The organism is Mesorhizobium sp. P2_D1 (assembly GCF_056404455.1).
In genome coordinates, this window is sequence record NZ_JBFUDZ010000010.1 from 1 (window position 1) to 17188 (window position 17188).

A 17188-nucleotide genomic window follows, 5' to 3' on the forward strand; every position below is an offset into this window, starting at 1 on the left:
CCACTGCGCAGCGCGACGTTCTCGATATTGCCCTTGAAGTGGTTGCCATCGCCAAGGTTGATCGAGACATAGCCATTGACGACATCGGTGCCGTCGGCGCCGGCGGTGCTCTCGTCGACGAGATCGCCGGCATTGTCGACATAGTAGGTGTCGTTGCCGATGCCACCCTGCATCGTGTCGGCACCTTCCTTGCCGTCCAGCGTGTCGTTGCCGCCAAGGCCAATCAGGATGTTGACACCCGAATTGCCGGTCAGCGCATTGGCCAGGCTGTTGCCTGTGGCGTTGATCGAAGCCGCACTGCGTAGTGCGACGTTCTCGATATTGCCCTTGAAGTGGTTGCCATCGCTGAGGTTGATCGAGATATAGCCATTGACGATATCGGTGCCGTTGGCGCCGGCCGTGCTCTCATCGACGATATCGCCGGCATTGTCGACGAAGTAGGTGTCGTCGCCGGCCCCGCCTTGCATGGTGTCGGCACCAGCCTTGCCGTCCAGCGTGTCATTGCCCTCGTCGCCGGCAAGATAGTTGCTACCGCTTGTGCCGGTGATGATGTCGGCGAACTGGGTGCCTTCAGCATACTCGATGCTAGTCAGGGTATCCGTGAAGCCCCAGCCGTCAATTACAACGCCGGTCGTCAAATTGATCGTGGCACCATGGGTGATGATGCCGCCGCCATCGACGTCATTTCCATAGTCAAAACCGTCGTCCCTGTAGGAGACCAGATCGTTGCCGGCGCCGCCAATGATGGTGTCGGTGCCGCTTCCCGGCAGTATCATACCGCCGTTTGATCCCAGATGGATGATGTCGTTGCCCGCCCGGGCATACGCCCAAAAACCGTCATTTCGCATCGTGATGTTGTCTGCGAAGTAGCTGGCGTTCACCGCCTCGACACTGTTGAGCGTGTCGGTGTTGCCCAAGCCGTCGGTGACGACACCAGTCTGCATGTTGATGGTTAGGCCATTTGTGTAAGCCTCGTAGACAATGTCATCCTCCCCGTCCCCTCCATTCACCTGGTCATTGCCGCCAATCGCCATGAAAATTAAGTCGTCACCGGCCAATGCGTTGATGGTGTCGTTGCCGACCAGGTCCTGAACGCCGGGATTGATATCGTTGCCGACGGTTCCGTTGATGACAGCCATTTGGTCCTCCCGTTGTTTGGCATTTCCCCAACGGAAACTGTATCCTACGGTTGCATTAGAGTCATCTGATATAAAGACGTAGGGTCATCCTGTTCGGCACCAGCGAAGTGCCTCGGAATTCGAGTTCAACAGTATTGTTGGACAGCGGCCAAGTTTTCCCAGGAAAGCATTACGGCTTCGGAGCGCCGCGGGGCGCAGCGATCAGGGCGGCAGGAGCCGGAAGTCGTTGCCCTCGGGCAGCAATTGTCCGCCATCGACAACAATGGTCGTCCCGGTGATGTAGCTGGCATCGTCGGAGGCGAGGAACAGGAAGGCATTGGCGACGTCGCGCGGGCTGCCAAGCCGGCCGAGCGGGATCGAGTCTTCCATGTTCTTGATATAGGCCGCGCCGCGATGCAGCTCGATCGCCTCGGTGAGGATGTTGCCGGGCTCGACGCCGTTGACGGTGATGCCGTAGCCGGAGAATTCGAGTGCCGCGGCACGGATGAAGCCGTTGATGCCGGCCTTGCTGGCTGAATAGTGGCCGTGGCCGGGGCTGGTCACATGCGGGCCGGTAATGGAGGAGGTGTAGAGCATGCGCCCGTAGTGCTGCGCCTTCATCGGCACCAGGGAGGCGCGGGTGGCATTGAAGGTGCCGCGCAGATTGACCGCCATGACGCGGTCCCAGTCGTCCGCGCTGGTGTTCTCGATCAGCTGCCAGGGATAGATGCCGGCATTCTGCACGACGATGTCGAGGCGGCCATGGTGTTCGAGCGCCAACGCCACCGCGGCCTCGGCCTCGGTCATCAACGAAATGTCGGTGCGGACGAAGGGGACGCCCAGTTCGGCCGCCGTCGCTTGCCCGGCTTCGAGCTCGGTATCGGCGAGCACCAGCTTTGCGCCTTCTTCGGCAAAACGCAGCGCGATGCCCTTGCCGATGCCACGGGCGCTGCCGACGATCAGCGCCACCTTGCCTTCTAGTCGTGCGGTCATGCGAGCCGTCCTGTCATGCCAGTTTTTGACGAATGGTTTGCTTGAAAGCGTCGAGCAGCACGGCGGCCAGCACCAGCAGGCCATGGATCACCTGGGTGAAGTTGGCTGGCAGGCCCATCAGGTTGATCGCCGTGTTGATGGCTGAGAGCAGCAGCACGCCGGCATAGACGCCGGGCAGGGTGCCGACACCGCCTTTCAGGCTGACGCCGCCGATGACGACGGCGGCGAAGGCGTTGAACAAAAGGCCGACACCGAGATTGGCGGTGGCGCCCGAGGTGCGGATCGCCAGCAGCCAGCCGGCAAGGCCGGCAATGGCGCCGGCCAGCACGAAGGCGATGATCAGGTTGCGGTTCACCCGGATGCCGGCGCGGAAGGTCGCCGTCTCGTTACCGCCGATCATCACCAGATGCCGGCCGAACGGTGTCTTCGCCATGATCAGCGAGAAAATGACGAAACAGGCAATCGCGATCCAGGCGGTGAGCGGCAGGCCGACGAGGCGCTGGATGCCGAACCAGCGGATGGCTGGCGCAAGATCCTGCGCCGAACGGCCGCCCGAAATCACCAGCACCAGGCCGCGCACCCAGATGTAGGACGCCAGCGTGATGATGAAGGCGCTCATCTTCACCCGCACCACCAGATAGCCGTTGCAGGCGCCGATGAGGCCGCCGACGGCAACCGCCAGCAGCAGCGAGACCGGAACCATCAGCCATTCCGGATGCAGTTGCACGCCAAGGCCTATGCCCGACGAGCAGAACAGGATTCCGACCGCCATGGCGCTGAGCGCTGCGACGGATTCGACCGACAGGTCCATGTGGCCGGCGATGATGACCAGCGCCAGGCCGATCGACATGACGCCGAGAACGCTCGACGCCTCGATGATGTTGGCGAAGATGCCGAGCTGGAAATAGTTCGGGATGAAGATGGAGAACACCACCAGCACGAACAGCAGCATGAACCAGACGAGGTTGTCGAGGACGAACTCCAGGGCGTGGCGCGTGCGGGGGTTCATGGGCTGATCCGGCTGGCGCATCCCCCTGAAATCAATTCGATTTCCGCAAGGGATCATGCGCGATTGGAATTGCAGAGGATTGGCCCCGGGCCGAGATGGCCCGGGGCGTTTCATGCGACGGGCCTATTCGACGGACTTGATGGCCTCCGTCGACGGCTTCTGATTGCCCCAGAAGGCAGGGTTGTCGACATTTTCCTTGGTGATGGCGGCGCCGGGGATCTTGATGTTCGGGCCCCAGGCTTCCTTGGTCACGGTCGATTTCAAGCCGAGCACGTCGTATTCGCCGGGCTTGATCTCTTCCTTCTTGACGATCTTGTCCATGAACATGGCAACAGCCGCCGCCTGTGCGTAGAGCGGCTGCTCGACTTCGACATTGAGCCAGCCCTTGCGGATCAGGTCGAGGCCGACCGGAGCGCCGTTCGAGCTCATCAGCATGACGTCGCCCGGCTTCTTGCCGGCGGCCTCGAGCGAGGCGACGGCAGCGACCGACAGGTGAGCGGCATGGCTGAAGATCAGGTCGATGTCGGGGTTGGCAAGCATCTGGTCGGCGACGATGGTGCCGGCATTGCTGGCTTCCCATTGCATGGCTGGAAGCGAGATGATCTTGACGTCGGGAAACGCCTTCAGCTTCTCCTCAAAGCCCTTCTGGATGTCGAGCGTATAGGGATCGCCAGGGTCGCCAAGCACCTGCAGGACCTTGCCCTTCACCGCGCCGTTCTTGGCTTTGAGCAGCTTCTCGGCCTGGTCCGCGGCGACGTAGCCGATCTCGACCGTTCCTGCGACCGAGGTGAAGTCGGAGGGCGTCGACGTGATCTGGCGGTCGAACTCGACCACCGGAATGCCGGCGGCGCGTGCGGCTTCGATCGACGGTTTCAGCGCATTGAAATCGACGGCGGCGAGGATGATCGCCGCCGGCTTCAGCGCAATGACGTCGTTCATCTGCGACTGCTGGGCGTCGGTCTTGTTGTCGGCGTTCAGCGCCTTCATCTCATAGCCGACCTGCTTCAGGAACAGCTCCAGGGCGCTCACCGAGCCGGTCTGGAACTCGTCGAGCAGTGTCGGCACCATGTAGTAGACAGTACCTTTGGACTGGGCGAATGCCGGCATAAGCGTGGCAAAGGCCAGTGCCAGGATACCGAAGACAGCAAGAAGTATTCGCTTCATGTCGTTCGCTCCTGTTGAGCCGGACCCCTCTTTGTCCCTCAGCCCGCCGGTCCGGCACCGGCAAGCGTCTCCCCGGTGATCATGTTGATCACCGCATCGGGACTTGTTTTGTTGCGTGCGACATCGCCCGCCACGACGCCCTGGCGGATCACCACGATCCGGTCGGCGACCTGGAAGGCCTGCTGCATGATATGGGTGATGATGACGACGCCGATGCCCTGGCTCGCCACCTGGCGGATCATGTCGAGACCGCGCCGCGTCTGCTCGACGCCGAGGGCGGCGAACGGTTCATCGAGCAGCACCAGCTTGCCGCCCCAATGCACGAACCGGTTGAGCTCGATGGCCTGCCGCTGGCCGCCGGAGAGATGCTCGACATTGGTGCGCAGCGAAGGAATGCGCGTGCCCGCGCTAGCCAGTGCCTTTTCGACGACGGCCTCCATCGCGCGCTCATCGAGCACGGGGATGCCAAGAACCTTCCTGGTGATCTCGCGGCCCATGAAAAAATTGGCGACCACGTCGACATTGGTGCACAGCGACAGGTCCTGATAGACGGTTTCGATGCCCGCCGCCTTGGCCTCTGCCGGCGACCTGGCAAGGAACTCCTTGCCCTCGAACAGCATGCGCCCCGAGGTCGGCTCCAGCCCGCCGGCGATGATCTTGACCAGTGTCGATTTGCCGGCGCCATTGTCGCCCAGCAGCGCCACGACCTCGCCCTTGCCGATCGAGAAGCTGATCCCCTTCAGCGCTTCGATCGCGCCATAGTTCTTGGTGACGTTGTCGAGCACCAGCAGAGGTTCGCTCATGCCGCAATTCCTCCGGTTTTCAGAAGATCGCGCCCGCGTTCGCGTTCAGCCGTGAAGATCTGGCCGAAGCGCGGCGACAGCACCCCGGAAACCGCAAGGGCGGCTGCGCCGCGCAACACCGAATGCTGCCCGCCCCGCGCGACCATGACGCGCGGCGTCGTGCGGTCCTTCCGCGCCGAGACGGAGTTGTGCAGGCCTTCGGTTGAACCAGCCAGCCGTTCGAGCAGGTCGGTGGATGCCAGCCCGCCGAGGATGATGGTCTCGGGGTCGAACAGGTTCTCGATGATGGCGACGGCATTGCGAAAGATCGGGGCGACTTCCGCCACCCAATCGGCCTCGCTGCCATTCCAGCGCCGGAGCGCCTCGAGCGACAGGTACCTTTCGAGACAGCCGCTATTGCCGCAGGGGCAAGCCTCGCCACCTGGAACGACGGGAATGTGTCCGACCTCGCCGGCATTTCCCCAGGCGCCGCGCAACACGCTGCCGTCATGAACCATGACGCCGCCCAAACCAACGCCGAAATAAAGGTAATAGTATTCGGAAAACTGCGCGCCGAGGCCGTAGAGGCGCTCGCCCATGGCGGCCGCCGCCATGTCAGTTTCAAAGAAGGCCGGCAGTCCGGTCGAAGCCGCCAGCCGCTCGCGCAGCGCCACATCCTTCCAGCCGGTCATGGTGGTCGGGCCGACAAAGCTCATGGACTCGACGCCGAACGGGCCGGGCAGGGCGAGGCCGACCCCGAGGACCCGCCCTCCAGCCCGCAATCTTGTCAATTCAACCACCATTGCTCCGATCAGGTCGAAGGCGTGGTCGGGCGTCGCGTTCGGTGCTTCGCGGTATGTGCTCTCGATCACGTCGCCGCTCAGATTGATCAAGGCGGCACTGATGCCGAACGGGGTGATGTGGATACCGACGGCATAGCCGCCCTCGGGATTGATGCGCAGGGTCGCCGGGGGCAGGCCGCGACCCTTCGGCTCTTCGCGCAGCGAAAGGATGTAGCCCTGCTCTTCGAGTTCGCGAACGATGGTCGACACGGTCTGGACGGTGAGCCCGACGCGCCTGGCGATCTCGCCGCGGGCGATTGGTCCCTGCAGGCGGATGGACTCAAGCACGATGCGCCGGTTGTACGGCCGCCCGAATTCCTGATTGGTCCCCCGCAGTGCCATGACGTGCGCCCCTTAGGAAGGCTCAGCTTCGCACCGCTTATTTATTCAGTCAAATGGAATTCAAAAATAATTCGTGCATTCGGTCCTTCGGAACGAGGGCTTGACCAGTGGATGATTTCAGGAGCGCGAAACCATCGTCCGGCAGTCAGGCGGCATGGATGGCGTTGCCTCGCTCGCCGGGTTGCTTGCGAAGCGGGGCAGATAGGAGTTCGGAGGTATTGGGCCAATCAGCTCAGGGCCTGCGCGGCTCAGAGATACTGGGCGACCTTCTTGCCGATCGTGAGGAAGCGCAGCGGATCGATGGCTTCGCCATTGTGGCGGACTTCGTAGTGCAGATGCGGGCCGGTCGAGCGGCCGCTGCTGCCGGTCTTGCCGATGACCGCGCCGGCATCGAGTTTCTCGCCCACGGTCACGTCGATTTCGCTGAGATGCCCATAGCGCGTCGCAAAACCATTGCCGTGGTCGACCTCGACCATGCGGCCATAGCCACCGTTCCAGCCTGCCTTGGTGACGACGCCGGGCGCGGTGACCTTTGCGGCCATGCCGATCGGCGCCCTGAAATCCATTCCGGAATGCAGCGCCGCGGTGCCGAGGATCGGGTCGGTGCGCACGCCGAACGGGCTGGTGACGGAATGACCCGGAGCCGGGTTGGTCAGCGGCAGCTGGCGGGCTTCCTTCTTGAGATGGTCGAGCGTGTCCAGCGCCTCGTCCAGTTCCTTGACCTTGCTGTCGAACATCATCGAACTGTCGAGCGGGATGAGCGGTCCGCCGACGTCGCTCTCGTTCTTGCCGAAATCGCTGTCAACCGGCAGGCCCGCCGCTTCAAGTGCCTGCGTGATCGCGTCAGCGCTCTTGTAGGCGTTGTCGGCGAGCGTGCTGATGCGGGTCAGTTGATCGCTCTCGATGGATTTCAGCGACTGGTTGATCGACACGAACAGTCGGTCGGCACGATCGGCGGCTGAATCGTTGGGCAGCGGATCGGAGCGGGTCGACCACAACGAGAATGGCCGGGTGTCGCCGGCGCCGAGATCGGCGCCCAGGCTGGCGACCGCGTAGGTCTGCGCCGGCGGCTTGATGCTGCCGGTCACCTCGGCGCGTTTGTCCGGCTTGCCGGCCGCCACCGGATCCTCGGCAGGCGCCGCTCCGACTTCGGTCTCGGCGCGTTCGAGCAGCGGGCCGAGGCGGCCATGACGCTGGCTGAGCTGGCTCTGGCGTTCAAGCAATTCGCTGACCTTGGTTTCCATCAGCTGCTGGTCGAGCAATTGGCGGCTGGTGATGCGGTCGACCTGGGCGCGAAGCGCCGAAATGCGATCTTCATAGGCCTGCTGCATGCGCGCCTGCCGCGCCGTGGTGGCGCCGATCAGGTCGTCGCGCAGCACCAGATAGGAGGTGGCCAGCAGGTAGCCGATGGCGATGGCCGCCAGCGCCGAGCCGACAAAGGCCGCGAGCCAGGGGCGGATCGTGAAGTGCCTGATCTCATTGCCCCGGGCGATGATGATCGTGTGAGGTTCTTTGCGCCTGCCGAAGACTGCTGACTGACCGGTTGCCTTCACGGGACCAAGCTTTCGTTTACGACACCACGACAGCTTGACTACACATTATTAAGGTTAACAAAGCTTTGCGCTGCGGACTTTTCAGTAACGATTGCGCGTCAGGCGGGCATGGGGTTGCGGGCAGTTGGCTGTGCCGACGAAGATCTCAAAGCGCGCGGACAGCCGCGAGCACCTCTTCGGCATGGCCCTTGACCCGGACCTTGCGCCAGATCCTGGCAATCCGCCCGTCGCGGCCGATCACGAACGTTGCCCGCTCGACACCCATGTATTTGCGGCCATACATCGATTTTTCCACCCACAGATGGTAGGCCTCGATCACCTTGCGCTCCTCGTCGGCGGCGAGGTCGATGGTGAGGCTGTATTTCGATTTGAACTTGTCGTGCTTTTTGACGTTATCAGGCGACAGGCCGATCACCACCGCGCCGGCCTTCTCGAATTCCGGCTTCAGTTGCGAAAAGCTGATTGCCTCTTGCGTGCAGCTTGTTGTGTCGTCCTGCGGATAGAAATAGAGCACAATGGGCTTGCCGGAGGATGCGGCAAGGCTGAGCGATCCGCCGCCGTCCCGCGGCAGGTCGAATTGCGGCGCGATATCGCCTACGTCTAGGTCAGCCATACCGATGCCCTTGTTTGTGGTTACGCGCCAAGCCACAGCCATATAGTGTCGAGCGGGGATTCGTCCACGATCGAGTTCGTACAACGGAAAATTGCGTGGATCAGGAGCAACCGCAGCACGAGAAGATCCGGTTCAGGCGGGATGAGATCACCGACCTGGGGGCCTTTCCCTCCGCGTGCCGCGTGCCGCCGCTGGGTCAGGCGCGGATCGGACGCGGCTTTCGCATCCTGGCAAGGGTGTTCGCCGGTTTCGCCTGCCTTGTCCTGTTGGCGGCAGTCGCTGTCTATCTGGTCGGCGCGTCCGGCGTTGGCTCCGAGCGGCTTCGCGCAGAAGCGGAAACCGCCATCGAGAAACTGGCCGGCGTCGATGTCGATGTTTCGGTGGGGCCGGCGCGCATCACCCTTGATGGTTCGAGCTTCATTGCGTTGCAGGTCAGCGACGTCAGCCTGAAGACCGCCGACGGCAAGCCGATGGCCGATGCGGGCCGCGTGCGCTTCGGCGTGCGCCTGATACCGCTACTGCGCGGGGAAGTGCGGCTGACCAGCGCCAGGATATCCGATGCCCACATCGTCGTGGCGGCGATGCCGTCCGGCGGCGACTGGGCAGCAAGCCTGCGCAATCAGGGTGGCCTCGTCGATCCGGAGAAACTGACGGCTGCGGTGTTCGCCAACGTTCACAGCGCGCTCGACGCCGTGCGCGAAGATTCGATGCGCCAGATCGATCTTCGCAACGTCGAATTCGTACTGCCCGAAACCGCAACGATCAAACGGGTCAAAGTCACCGACGCCGCCGTCGTGCAGTCGGGACCGGGCGGCATGCAGTTTTCGTCGCAGGCCGATGTCGACGGCAGGGCGGTTACCATCGCCGCTTCCGCCACCCGCGATATCGCGGCACACCGCGTGACGGCGCTGGACGCGAGCATCAATCTGGCGGACGCGAGTGTTGTCACGGGGGCTGCAGATACCACGGCCGCTGCCGGAAAGCTGGGTGCGGTGGCGCTGAAGCTGACGGGATCGGAAGGGTCCGGCACGAATGCATCGCGGCTGACGGCCGCTCTGTCATCGACGGGTTCCATCCTCGATCTCGGCACACGCGGGCTGCTGCCGGCGGACGTCGACGTCAACGTCACGCTGGTAGCGGGCAGCAACAAGGTCCAGGTGGACAGATTGCTGCTGAAGACCGGCCGGTCGACATTCGATTTCGCCGGCTCGATCGGGCCGAAGCCGGCAACCGGAGCGGCCGGCGAGGAACCGGCCTATCGCTATGACCTGACCAGCGACGGTTCCTCGCTGGCGCCTTCGGACTCGCCCGAGCCAGCGCTCACCTTCCTCGCCCGGATTGCCGGTGTCTACAACACGGTGAGCCACAGGCTGGTCGCCGAGCAGATCGCGCTTCGCTCCGCCTCCTCCGGCGAGGTGCTTGGCACCGCCGCCGTGGAGTTCGTCGACGGCAAGGCGCCGGGGATCAATCTGGCGTTCAACGTCCACAACATGCAGGTCTCTCACGTCAAGCAGCTTTGGCCGTGGTTTTCGGCGCGCAACGCCCGGCTGTGGGTGCTGGCCAATCTGTTTGGCGGCCGCGTCGTCGACGCCAACCTCCAGTTCCACGTCGTCCCGAACCGTCTCGGCAATGGCGTGCCGCTGTCCGCCGACGAGGTGTTCGGCCGCTTCCAGATCGAGGGATCGCGTTTTGACACGGCCGGCCGCATTCCGCCGATACGCGACGCCGTCGGCGTTGTTGGTTTCCATGGCAATGATGTCGACGTCTCCCTGTCCTCGGGCACCGTCTACATGCCGAGCGGCCGCACCGTCGCGGCCAGCAATGGCACGCTGACGGTCAAAGCCGCCAACCACCCGCCAGTCATCGGCGCGCTCGACATCGATGTCGAGGGTGACGCCTCCGCCGTTGCCGAACTCGCCTCCTACGAGCCGATCAACGCCATGCGCCATGTCGGCCTTTTGCCGGAAGATCTGTCGGGTAGCGTCACCGGCCATGTCAGGGCTGACATTCCGTTGCAGTCCGGCGTCGACTCCTCGAAGCTCGATTGGCTGGTGTCGCTCGATTACAGCGGCATGTCATTGGCCAAGCCGTTCGAGGGGCAGACCGTGACGGATGCCGACGGTTCGATCACCGTCGACCCTGAAAAGGCGGTGATCTCGGCCAAGGCATCGCTGAACGGCATTCCGGCCGAACTCGACCTGATCGAGCCACTCCGGGACGACGGGCCGCCGCCCAGCCGCAAGGTGGCCCTGGTGCTCGACGACAAGATCCGTGCCGCCGCAATGCCCGGATTGACGCCGCTGCTTGGCGGCACGGTGAAGGTCGCGATCGACAAGAGCGGCAGCGGCGACCAGAACGTCTCGGCCGATCTGACCAACGCCAGGCTGGACATTCCCTGGGCCGGCTGGAGCAAGGGGGCGGGGGTTCCCGCCAAAGTCACATTCGTCATGACCAAGTCCGGCGACACCACGACGCTGTCCGACTTCGATCTCGACGGGAAAACCTTCTCCATCGAAGGCGACATCGTGCTGGTCAATGGCGCCCTGTCGTCCGCGAAGTTCAGCAAGGTGACCTTGAACCGGGGCGACGATGTCGCGGTGTCGGTGAAGCGGTCCGGCAAGGGCTATGCGGTCGACATATCAGGCAACGCGCTGGATGCCCGCTCGCTGATCAAGCAGTTCACCTCGGACGTCGACACGGCAACCAAGACCACCGGCTCCGATGCCATTTCCGTCAGCGCCGACGTCGATCAACTGACCGGGTTCCACGACGAGCAATTGTCCAACCTGAAGCTCGACTACAGCGCCGCCGGCTCGCGGGTGAACGGCCTGAAGGTCAGCGCCACGGCAAGTTCGGGCGCCGCTATAACCATCAGCAACACCACAGGTGCTGGCCAGCGCACGCTCAACATGCAGTCCGCTGACGCTGGCGCCGTACTCAGGTTCCTCAACATCTACGAGCATATGGAAGGCGGAGCGATCACGCTCGCGCTGGCGGGGCCGAGCGACGGATCGCTGCGGGGCAAGGTCGATACCAGCAACTTCTTCGTGGTCAATGAGCCGAAACTGGCTTCCATCGTCTCGACCACGCCGGCCGGCGACAGCCGCAGTCTCAACCAGGCGGTCAAGGGCAATCTGGACACCTCGCGGGTCAAGTTTGAACGCGGCTACGCCGAGATCGACAAGGGCGGCGGCTATCTGAAACTAGCCAATGGCGTGCTGCGCGGCCCCCGAATCGGCACGACGTTCCAGGGCACCCTCTACGACCAGGACAACAACATGGACATGACCGGTACGTTCATGCCGGTCTATGGCCTCAACCGCATCTTCGGCGAATTGCCCATCGTTGGCGCGCTTCTCGGCAATGGCCGCGACCGCGGCCTGATTGGCGTCACCTATCGGCTCAAGGGCAATGCCAACAAGCCGGTGCTGGATATCAACCCGCTGTCGGTGATCGCRCCCGGKATCTTCAGGTCGATCTTCGAATACCGGTGAGAATACCGGTGACCGATCTCAGACCGGCCGCACCAAAATGTGTTTTTTCCTGCCGAGTGAAAGCTTTACGATGTTTTCCGGACTCAAATCCTGAAGCGTCACCAGCCGGCGCTCGTCGCTGACGGRCTGGTCGTTCAACCGCACCGCGCCGCCCTGCACATGCCGCCGCGCCTCGCCGTTCGACCCCGCCAGTCCGGCTGTCACCAGCAGCGACAGGACACCGACACCGGCTCCAAGCGCTGCCTTGTCCACCTCGACGCTCGGCAGCGATTCGGCGAGCGCGCCTTCCTCGAACGTCTTGCGTGCCGTTTCGCTGGCTTGTTCCGCGACCGCACGACCATGCAGCAAGGCCGTGATCTCGGTGGCAAGAACCTTCTTGGCCTCATTGATCTCGGATCCGCCGAGCTGCTCAAGCCGCGCGACCTCGTCCAGCGGCAACGTCGTGTAGAGTTTCAGGAAGCGGCCGACGTCGGCATCCTCGGTGTTGCGCCAGTACTGCCAGAACTCGTAGGGGCTCAGCATCTCCGCATCGAGCCAGACCGCGCCCGACGCCGACTTGCCCATCTTGGCGCCCGATGAGGTGGTGAGCAGCGGCGTGGTCAGCGCATAGAGCTGCGCGTCCTCCATGCGGCGGCCGAGATCGATACCGTTGATGATGTTGCCCCACTGGTCGGAGCCGCCCATCTGCAGGCGGCAGCCGAGGCGCTTGTAGAGCTCGACGAAATCATAGGCCTGCAGGATCATGTAGTTGAATTCGAGGAACGACAGCGACTGCTCGCGATCGAGCCGCAGCTTGACGGAATCGAAGGCGAGCATGCGGTTGACCGAAAAGTGACGGCCGACGTCGCGCAGGAAATTGACGTAGTTGATCTCCATCAGCCAGTCGGCGTTGTTGATCATGACCGCGTCGTTCGGCCCGCTGCCGAATTTGAGGTACGGCATGAAGTTACGGCGGATGCCGACGAGGTTGTCGTCGATGTCCTGCGGGGTCAGCAGCTTGCGTGCCTCGTCCTTGAAGGACGGGTCGCCGATCATCGAGGTGCCGCCACCCATCAGGGCGATCGGCCGGTGACCGGTCTGCTGCAGCCAGTGCAGCATCATGATCTGGATCAGCGAACCGGCATGCAGGCTTTTGGCGGTCGCGTCGAAGCCGATATAGGCCGTCACCGTCTCCGTGGCGAAGACATTGTCGAGGCCGGCATCATCCGAAGTCTGGTGGATGAAACCGCGCTCACTCATCGTGCGCAGGAAATCGGATTTGAAGGCAGGCATTTTGTGTTTCCCGAAAGCGTCCGGCCAATCTGGCCCGGGCGTGGCGTGCATGAACGGGCGCGTTTAGCACCCAAGCGCGATCAGCAAAAGTGGAATCCGGTTTTGCGTTCGATCGCGCGTCAGGCAGAGATCCGCGATCAGCAAAAGTGGAATCCGGTTTTGCGTTCGATCGCGCGTCAGGCAGAGATCCGCGATCAGCAAAAGTGGAATCCGGTTTTGTGGTCCGCGCGGATGAAGTCTGAGACCATCGGCCCAATGCTTGCTTCATCGTTTCGGCTGGCGTAATGAGGCGCCGCGCCAAAGGTTCTAGCAGTCCACGACCTCGAGCGGCACCGCACGGCATCCACAAAATGCCATATCCGACGACAGAGCCCCGACGCGACATGCCGGACGCATTGATATCCATCGTCATTCCTTGCAGGAACGAGGCGGCAAATCTGCCGCTGTTGATCGACGAGATCGAGGCCACCATGGCCGGGCGCGACTTCGAGCTGATCATCGTCAACGACGGCTCGACCGACGACACCGCTTCGGTGCTCGCAGCGCAGGCAGCGCTTCGCCCGTTTCCGGTGCGGGAATTGCGGCACCGGAAATCCGCCGGCCAGAGCCTTTCGGTGCGCTCGGGCGCCTGGGCGGCGCGTGGCAGCATCGTCGCCACGATCGACGGCGACGGCCAGAACGATCCTCAATACATTCCGGTGCTGATCGATGCGCTTGTAGCGGCCGGCCCCGATTTCGGCGCCGCACAKGGGCAGCGCCTCAAGCGCCGCGACAGCAAGGTCAAGCAACTGGCGTCACGTTTCGCCAACTGGCTGAGAAATGCCATCCTGCATGACGAGACGCGCGACACCGGCTGCGGCCTGAAGGCGGTCCATACCGATATCCTGCGCAAATTGCCGTTCTTCGACGGCACCCATCGCTTCGTTCCGGCCCTGGTCATCCAGGAGGGCTATCGCGTCGTGCATTGCGATGTCATCGATCGCTCGCGCCGGCACGGCAAGTCGAATTACGGCATTTTCGATCGCGGCCTGCAGGGGGTTCTCGATCTCGCCGGTGTCTGGTGGCTGCGCCGCCGGCGCCGCAGAATGCCTAAAGTAGAGGAAATCAGCCGTGGTTAACGTGCTTCAGGAATTGGTGACCTGGCTTCACCAGGTTTTCATCAAGCAGTTCGATGCGTGGATCCTGCTCGGCTTCGTCGCGCAGTTCTTCTTCACCATGCGCTTCGTCGTGCAGTGGCTGGCCTCGGAAAAAGCCAAGCGCAGCGTGGTGCCGGTCGCTTTCTGGTTCTTTTCGCTGTTCGGCGGCGGCCTGCTTCTGATCTATGCCATCCAGCGTCAGGATCCGGTGTTCATCGCCGGCCAGTCCATGGGCCTGTTCATCTACATCCGCAATCTCTGGCTGATCGCCAACGAGCGCAAGACCGCGATGAGCAAGGTCGATTGAACAGCGATCTATTGAGCAGCGTGGCATATCAATCAAAATTCGTCACAGAGGCCGGGACATGGCGGTGAACAGGAATTACATCCTTCTCTTCCTGTTCAGCCTGGTGATGACGGTTTCGGGGCTGGCGTCGATGCCGCCGATCGATCGCGACGAGTCGCGCTTCGTCCAGGCCACCAAGCAGATGGCCGAGAGCGGCGACTATGTCGACATCCGCTTTCAGGACGCCTCGCGCTATCAGAAGCCGATCGGCATCTACTGGCTGCAATCGGCGGCCGTCGCGCTGAGCGGCGAGGGCGCTGCCGCTCCGATCTGGGTTTATCGCACGGTTTCGGCGCTTGGCATTGCCATTGCTGTCCTGGCGATCACCTGGACCGGCACCAATCTGTTCGGGGCCAATGCCGGCATCGCCGCCGGCTTGGTCATGGCGGCGATCTTCGCCACCGCTTTCGAAGGCCGCGACGCCAAGACCGACGCCATGCTGCTGGCCTGTTGCGTGGCGGCCCAAGGCGCGCTGGCGCAGATCTATCTGGCCTCGCGCCGGAACCAACCTGTCGGCGGCCATCTCTGGTGGATCTTCTGGATTGCGCAGGGTGCCGCGATCCTCATCAAGGGCCCGATTGCGCCGCTGCTGTCGGCACTCACCATCGCCGTGCTGTTCGCCTTCGAGCGTGACGGGCGCTGGCTGTCGAAGCTCAAGGTGGGGCGCGGCCTGGCGCTCGTCGTGCTGATCGTGCTGCCCTGGCTCGCGCTGATCACCTGGAAGAGCGGCGGCGCCTTCCTGCAGCAGGCCGTCGGCAAGGACATGATCGGCAAGGTCGCCTCCGGCGAGGAATCGCATGGCCTGCCACCCGGCTTCTACATGCTGACCTATTCGCTGTTCATGTGGCCCTTCGGCCTGATCGCGGTCGGCGCCGGGCTCCAGGCACTCAATCGCCTGCGCGATGACCCCCGGCTGCGCTTCTGCCTCGCCTGGTACATTCCGTTCTGGCTGGTGTTCGAGCTGATCCCGACCAAGCTGCCGCATTATGTCCTGCCGGCCTATCCCGGCATGGCATTGCTGATCGGCTGGCTTTTGACGCTGTCGCCCCAGGATGCGAACGCGCCGCTCCGGCGCTGGCAGGACTGGTTGTGGTGGTCGACGGCATTTGGTCTCGCCGTGGTCAGTCTCGGCCTGGCCGCGGTCTGCGTCGGCGCGCCGATCTACCTCACAGGTACGTTCTCATGGTGGAGCATTCCAGCTGCCGCGGCGGCGCTCGGCGCCGGCTACTTAGGCTTTTCGCGGCAGCTGCAAGTGCCGCTCGGCCGCATCGGTGCCATCGCCGTTTGCGCGGGCATCACCTATGCGCTGCTGTTCGGCATCATCGCGCCGTCGTTGAAGCCGATCTGGCTGAGCCCGGCCATCGAGGCGGCGGTGCGCGCCAACAAGCCCTGCGACACCACCATTCTGGCTTCGTCGCGATTTCAGGAACCGAGCCTGGTGTTCCTGGTCGGCACGAAAACGGTGCTGACCGATGTCGAGGGCGTCGCCAGGCATCTATCTGCCGATCCGGCCTGCGCGCTGGCGCTGGCATCGGTCGAGGACGAGCAGAAACTGACTGGCCTGCTGGCAGCACAAGGCAAATCGGTGAACCGCGTTGCCCTGATCGACGGCCTAAACTATTCGTCGGGAGACAAACTGTCGCTCGGTCTCTATCGTGTGGCGCCATGACGGCTCGTCGATGACAGGCTCGAATTTCCTATGCTGGTGAAATCGCGCCCTTCCGTTTCCGGTATGCTCCTTGGGGTGGGGCGCCGATCCCTCGACAATTTTCGCGATACGATGCAGATCGCAAGAAAGCGCTTTGCCGCTCGTCCGGCCAGATACCCGAACATAGTGTGGCCGGTCTGGGGCCTGGTCTGGATCTTGCTGACGGCGGCGGCGTTTGTTCGCCTCGACACTCCGGCAGGGATGCTTCATGGCCAGTGGTCGCCAGGGTTCGTCCACCTGGCCGATTTTTTCACGCAGTTCGGCCTGGGTGGCTGGTATCTCATTCCATCGGCGCTTTTGCTGGTCGCCGCGAACCTGACGGACTGGCGAAGCCTTTCAAGGCGCTCGCTGATGCTGGTCTACAACTGGACCTGCCTGGCTTTTCTGGTGCTGAGCGCCGCCGGCCTGTCCGGCCTGGCCGTCAATGTGCTGAAATATGCAATCGGTCGGGCTCGCCCGCTCTATTTCGACGATTTTGGCGTGCTGGCCTTTCATCCCTTTGCCTTCGATGCGCGCTTCGCCGGTTTCCCGTCCGGCCATGCCACGACCATGGGCGCCGTGTTCGGGGTCGCTCTGCTGTTGTTTCCCCGGCGCTGGTACATCGCCTTGGCGATCACCGCCTGCATTGCCTCGACGCGCGTCTTCGTTGGCGCGCACTATCCCAGCGACACTGTCGCCGGCTTCGGCCTTGGCTGCGCCTTCGCGCTGGCGTGCGGGCTTGTCTTTGCCCGGCTCGGCTTCATCTTTCGCCAGATGCCGTCGGGGTTGCCGGTCCGCAAGAACACGTTCCGGCTGATTGCAGCGAAGGCTGGCTGA

15 protein-coding genes are annotated in these 17188 nt (G+C 63.2%); 6 read left to right on the forward strand and 9 right to left on the reverse strand.

Going from position 1 to position 17188, the window contains the following annotated elements; genetic code table 11:
• The 8 genes from AC1D0I_RS10115 to AC1D0I_RS10150 form a co-directional block, all read right to left on the reverse strand.
• Window positions 1-1139, reverse strand: a 1139-nt coding sequence (locus AC1D0I_RS10115; RefSeq protein ID WP_477394785.1) for a calcium-binding protein, incomplete at its 3' end; no start/stop codon positions are given.
• Window positions 1140-1340: 201 nt separating this feature from the next.
• On the reverse strand, window positions 1341-2111 hold the full coding sequence (locus AC1D0I_RS10120) for an SDR family oxidoreductase (RefSeq protein WP_477394787.1): 771 nt from the start codon (window positions 2109-2111) through the stop codon (window positions 1341-1343).
• A 13-nt stretch (window positions 2112-2124) separates the two neighbouring features.
• Window positions 2125-3120, reverse strand: coding sequence for an ABC transporter permease (locus AC1D0I_RS10125; protein WP_457150898.1), 996 nt, complete (start codon window positions 3118-3120; stop codon window positions 2125-2127).
• Window positions 3121-3243: 123 nt separating this feature from the next.
• Window positions 3244-4284, reverse strand: coding sequence for a sugar ABC transporter substrate-binding protein (locus AC1D0I_RS10130; RefSeq protein WP_095085355.1), 1041 nt, complete (start codon window positions 4282-4284; stop codon window positions 3244-3246).
• A 38-nt stretch (window positions 4285-4322) separates the two neighbouring features.
• Window positions 4323-5087, reverse strand: coding sequence for an ATP-binding cassette domain-containing protein (locus AC1D0I_RS10135; protein WP_027028608.1), 765 nt, complete (start codon window positions 5085-5087; stop codon window positions 4323-4325).
• Window positions 5084-6250, reverse strand: a complete 1167-nt coding sequence (locus tag AC1D0I_RS10140) for an ROK family transcriptional regulator (protein WP_477394790.1) — start codon at window positions 6248-6250, stop codon at window positions 5084-5086. The genes AC1D0I_RS10135 and AC1D0I_RS10140 overlap by 4 nt, the downstream gene beginning before the upstream one ends.
• A gap of 248 nt (window positions 6251-6498) precedes the next feature.
• Window positions 6499-7803 (reverse strand): M23 family metallopeptidase, encoded by a 1305-nt coding sequence (locus AC1D0I_RS10145; RefSeq protein WP_477394792.1) that lies wholly within the window; start codon window positions 7801-7803, stop codon window positions 6499-6501.
• Window positions 7804-7948: 145 nt separating this feature from the next.
• A complete protein-coding gene (locus AC1D0I_RS10150; RefSeq protein WP_477394793.1) occupies window positions 7949-8416 on the reverse strand; it encodes a peroxiredoxin in 468 nt (155 codons plus the stop codon).
• Between the two features lie 95 nt (window positions 8417-8511).
• Here AC1D0I_RS10150 and AC1D0I_RS10155 point away from each other — a divergent pair, with 95 nt between their 5' ends.
• Window positions 8512-11910 (forward strand): hypothetical protein, encoded by a 3399-nt coding sequence (locus AC1D0I_RS10155; protein WP_477306344.1) that lies wholly within the window; start codon window positions 8512-8514, stop codon window positions 11908-11910.
• 18 nt (window positions 11911-11928) lie between these two features.
• Here AC1D0I_RS10155 and tyrS read toward each other — a convergent pair whose 3' ends face one another.
• A complete protein-coding gene (gene tyrS, locus AC1D0I_RS10160) occupies window positions 11929-13182 on the reverse strand; it encodes a tyrosine--tRNA ligase (protein ID WP_477394795.1) in 1254 nt (417 codons plus the stop codon).
• 45 nt (window positions 13183-13227) lie between these two features.
• On the opposite strand from tyrS, the gene AC1D0I_RS10165 reads away from it, so the two are divergent.
• The 5 genes from AC1D0I_RS10165 (at window position 13228) to AC1D0I_RS10185 (ending at window position 17188) form a co-directional block, all read left to right on the forward strand.
• Window positions 13228-13467, forward strand: a complete 240-nt coding sequence (locus AC1D0I_RS10165; protein WP_477394797.1) for a hypothetical protein — start codon at window positions 13228-13230, stop codon at window positions 13465-13467.
• A gap of 98 nt (window positions 13468-13565) precedes the next feature.
• Window positions 13566-14300, forward strand: coding sequence for a glycosyltransferase family 2 protein (locus AC1D0I_RS10170; protein ID WP_477394798.1), 735 nt, complete (start codon window positions 13566-13568; stop codon window positions 14298-14300).
• Window positions 14293-14625, forward strand: a complete 333-nt coding sequence (locus AC1D0I_RS10175) for a lipid-A-disaccharide synthase N-terminal domain-containing protein (RefSeq protein WP_095085369.1) — start codon at window positions 14293-14295, stop codon at window positions 14623-14625. Before AC1D0I_RS10170 ends, AC1D0I_RS10175 begins: the two co-directional genes overlap by 8 nt.
• 58 nt (window positions 14626-14683) lie before the next feature.
• On the forward strand, window positions 14684-16333 hold the full coding sequence (locus tag AC1D0I_RS10180; RefSeq protein WP_477394800.1) for an ArnT family glycosyltransferase: 1650 nt from the start codon (window positions 14684-14686) through the stop codon (window positions 16331-16333).
• Between the two features lie 111 nt (window positions 16334-16444).
• Window positions 16445-17188, forward strand: coding sequence for a phosphatase PAP2 family protein (locus AC1D0I_RS10185; protein WP_477394802.1), 744 nt, complete (start codon window positions 16445-16447; stop codon window positions 17186-17188).

Bases quoted from the DNA above. Each gene is read 5' to 3' on its own strand.
- AC1D0I_RS10150 (WP_477394793.1), bottom strand. From the start codon at position 8,416: ATGGCTGACCTAGACGTAGGCGATATCGCGCCGCAATTCGACCTGCCG.
- AC1D0I_RS10130 (WP_095085355.1), bottom strand. From the start codon at position 4,284: ATGAAGCGAATACTTCTTGCTGTCTTCGGTATCCTGGCACTGGCCTTT.
- AC1D0I_RS10135 (WP_027028608.1), bottom strand. From the start codon at position 5,087: ATGAGCGAACCTCTGCTGGTGCTCGACAACGTCACCAAGAACTATGGC.
- AC1D0I_RS10120 (WP_477394787.1), bottom strand. From the start codon at position 2,111: ATGACCGCACGACTAGAAGGCAAGGTGGCGCTGATCGTCGGCAGCGCC.
- AC1D0I_RS10140 (WP_477394790.1), bottom strand. From the start codon at position 6,250: ATGGCACTGCGGGGGACCAATCAGGAATTCGGGCGGCCGTACAACCGG.
- AC1D0I_RS10185 (WP_477394802.1), top strand. From the start codon at position 16,445: ATGCAGATCGCAAGAAAGCGCTTTGCCGCTCGTCCGGCCAGATACCCG.
- AC1D0I_RS10180 (WP_477394800.1), top strand. From the start codon at position 14,684: ATGGCGGTGAACAGGAATTACATCCTTCTCTTCCTGTTCAGCCTGGTG.
- AC1D0I_RS10125 (WP_457150898.1), bottom strand. From the start codon at position 3,120: ATGAACCCCCGCACGCGCCACGCCCTGGAGTTCGTCCTCGACAACCTC.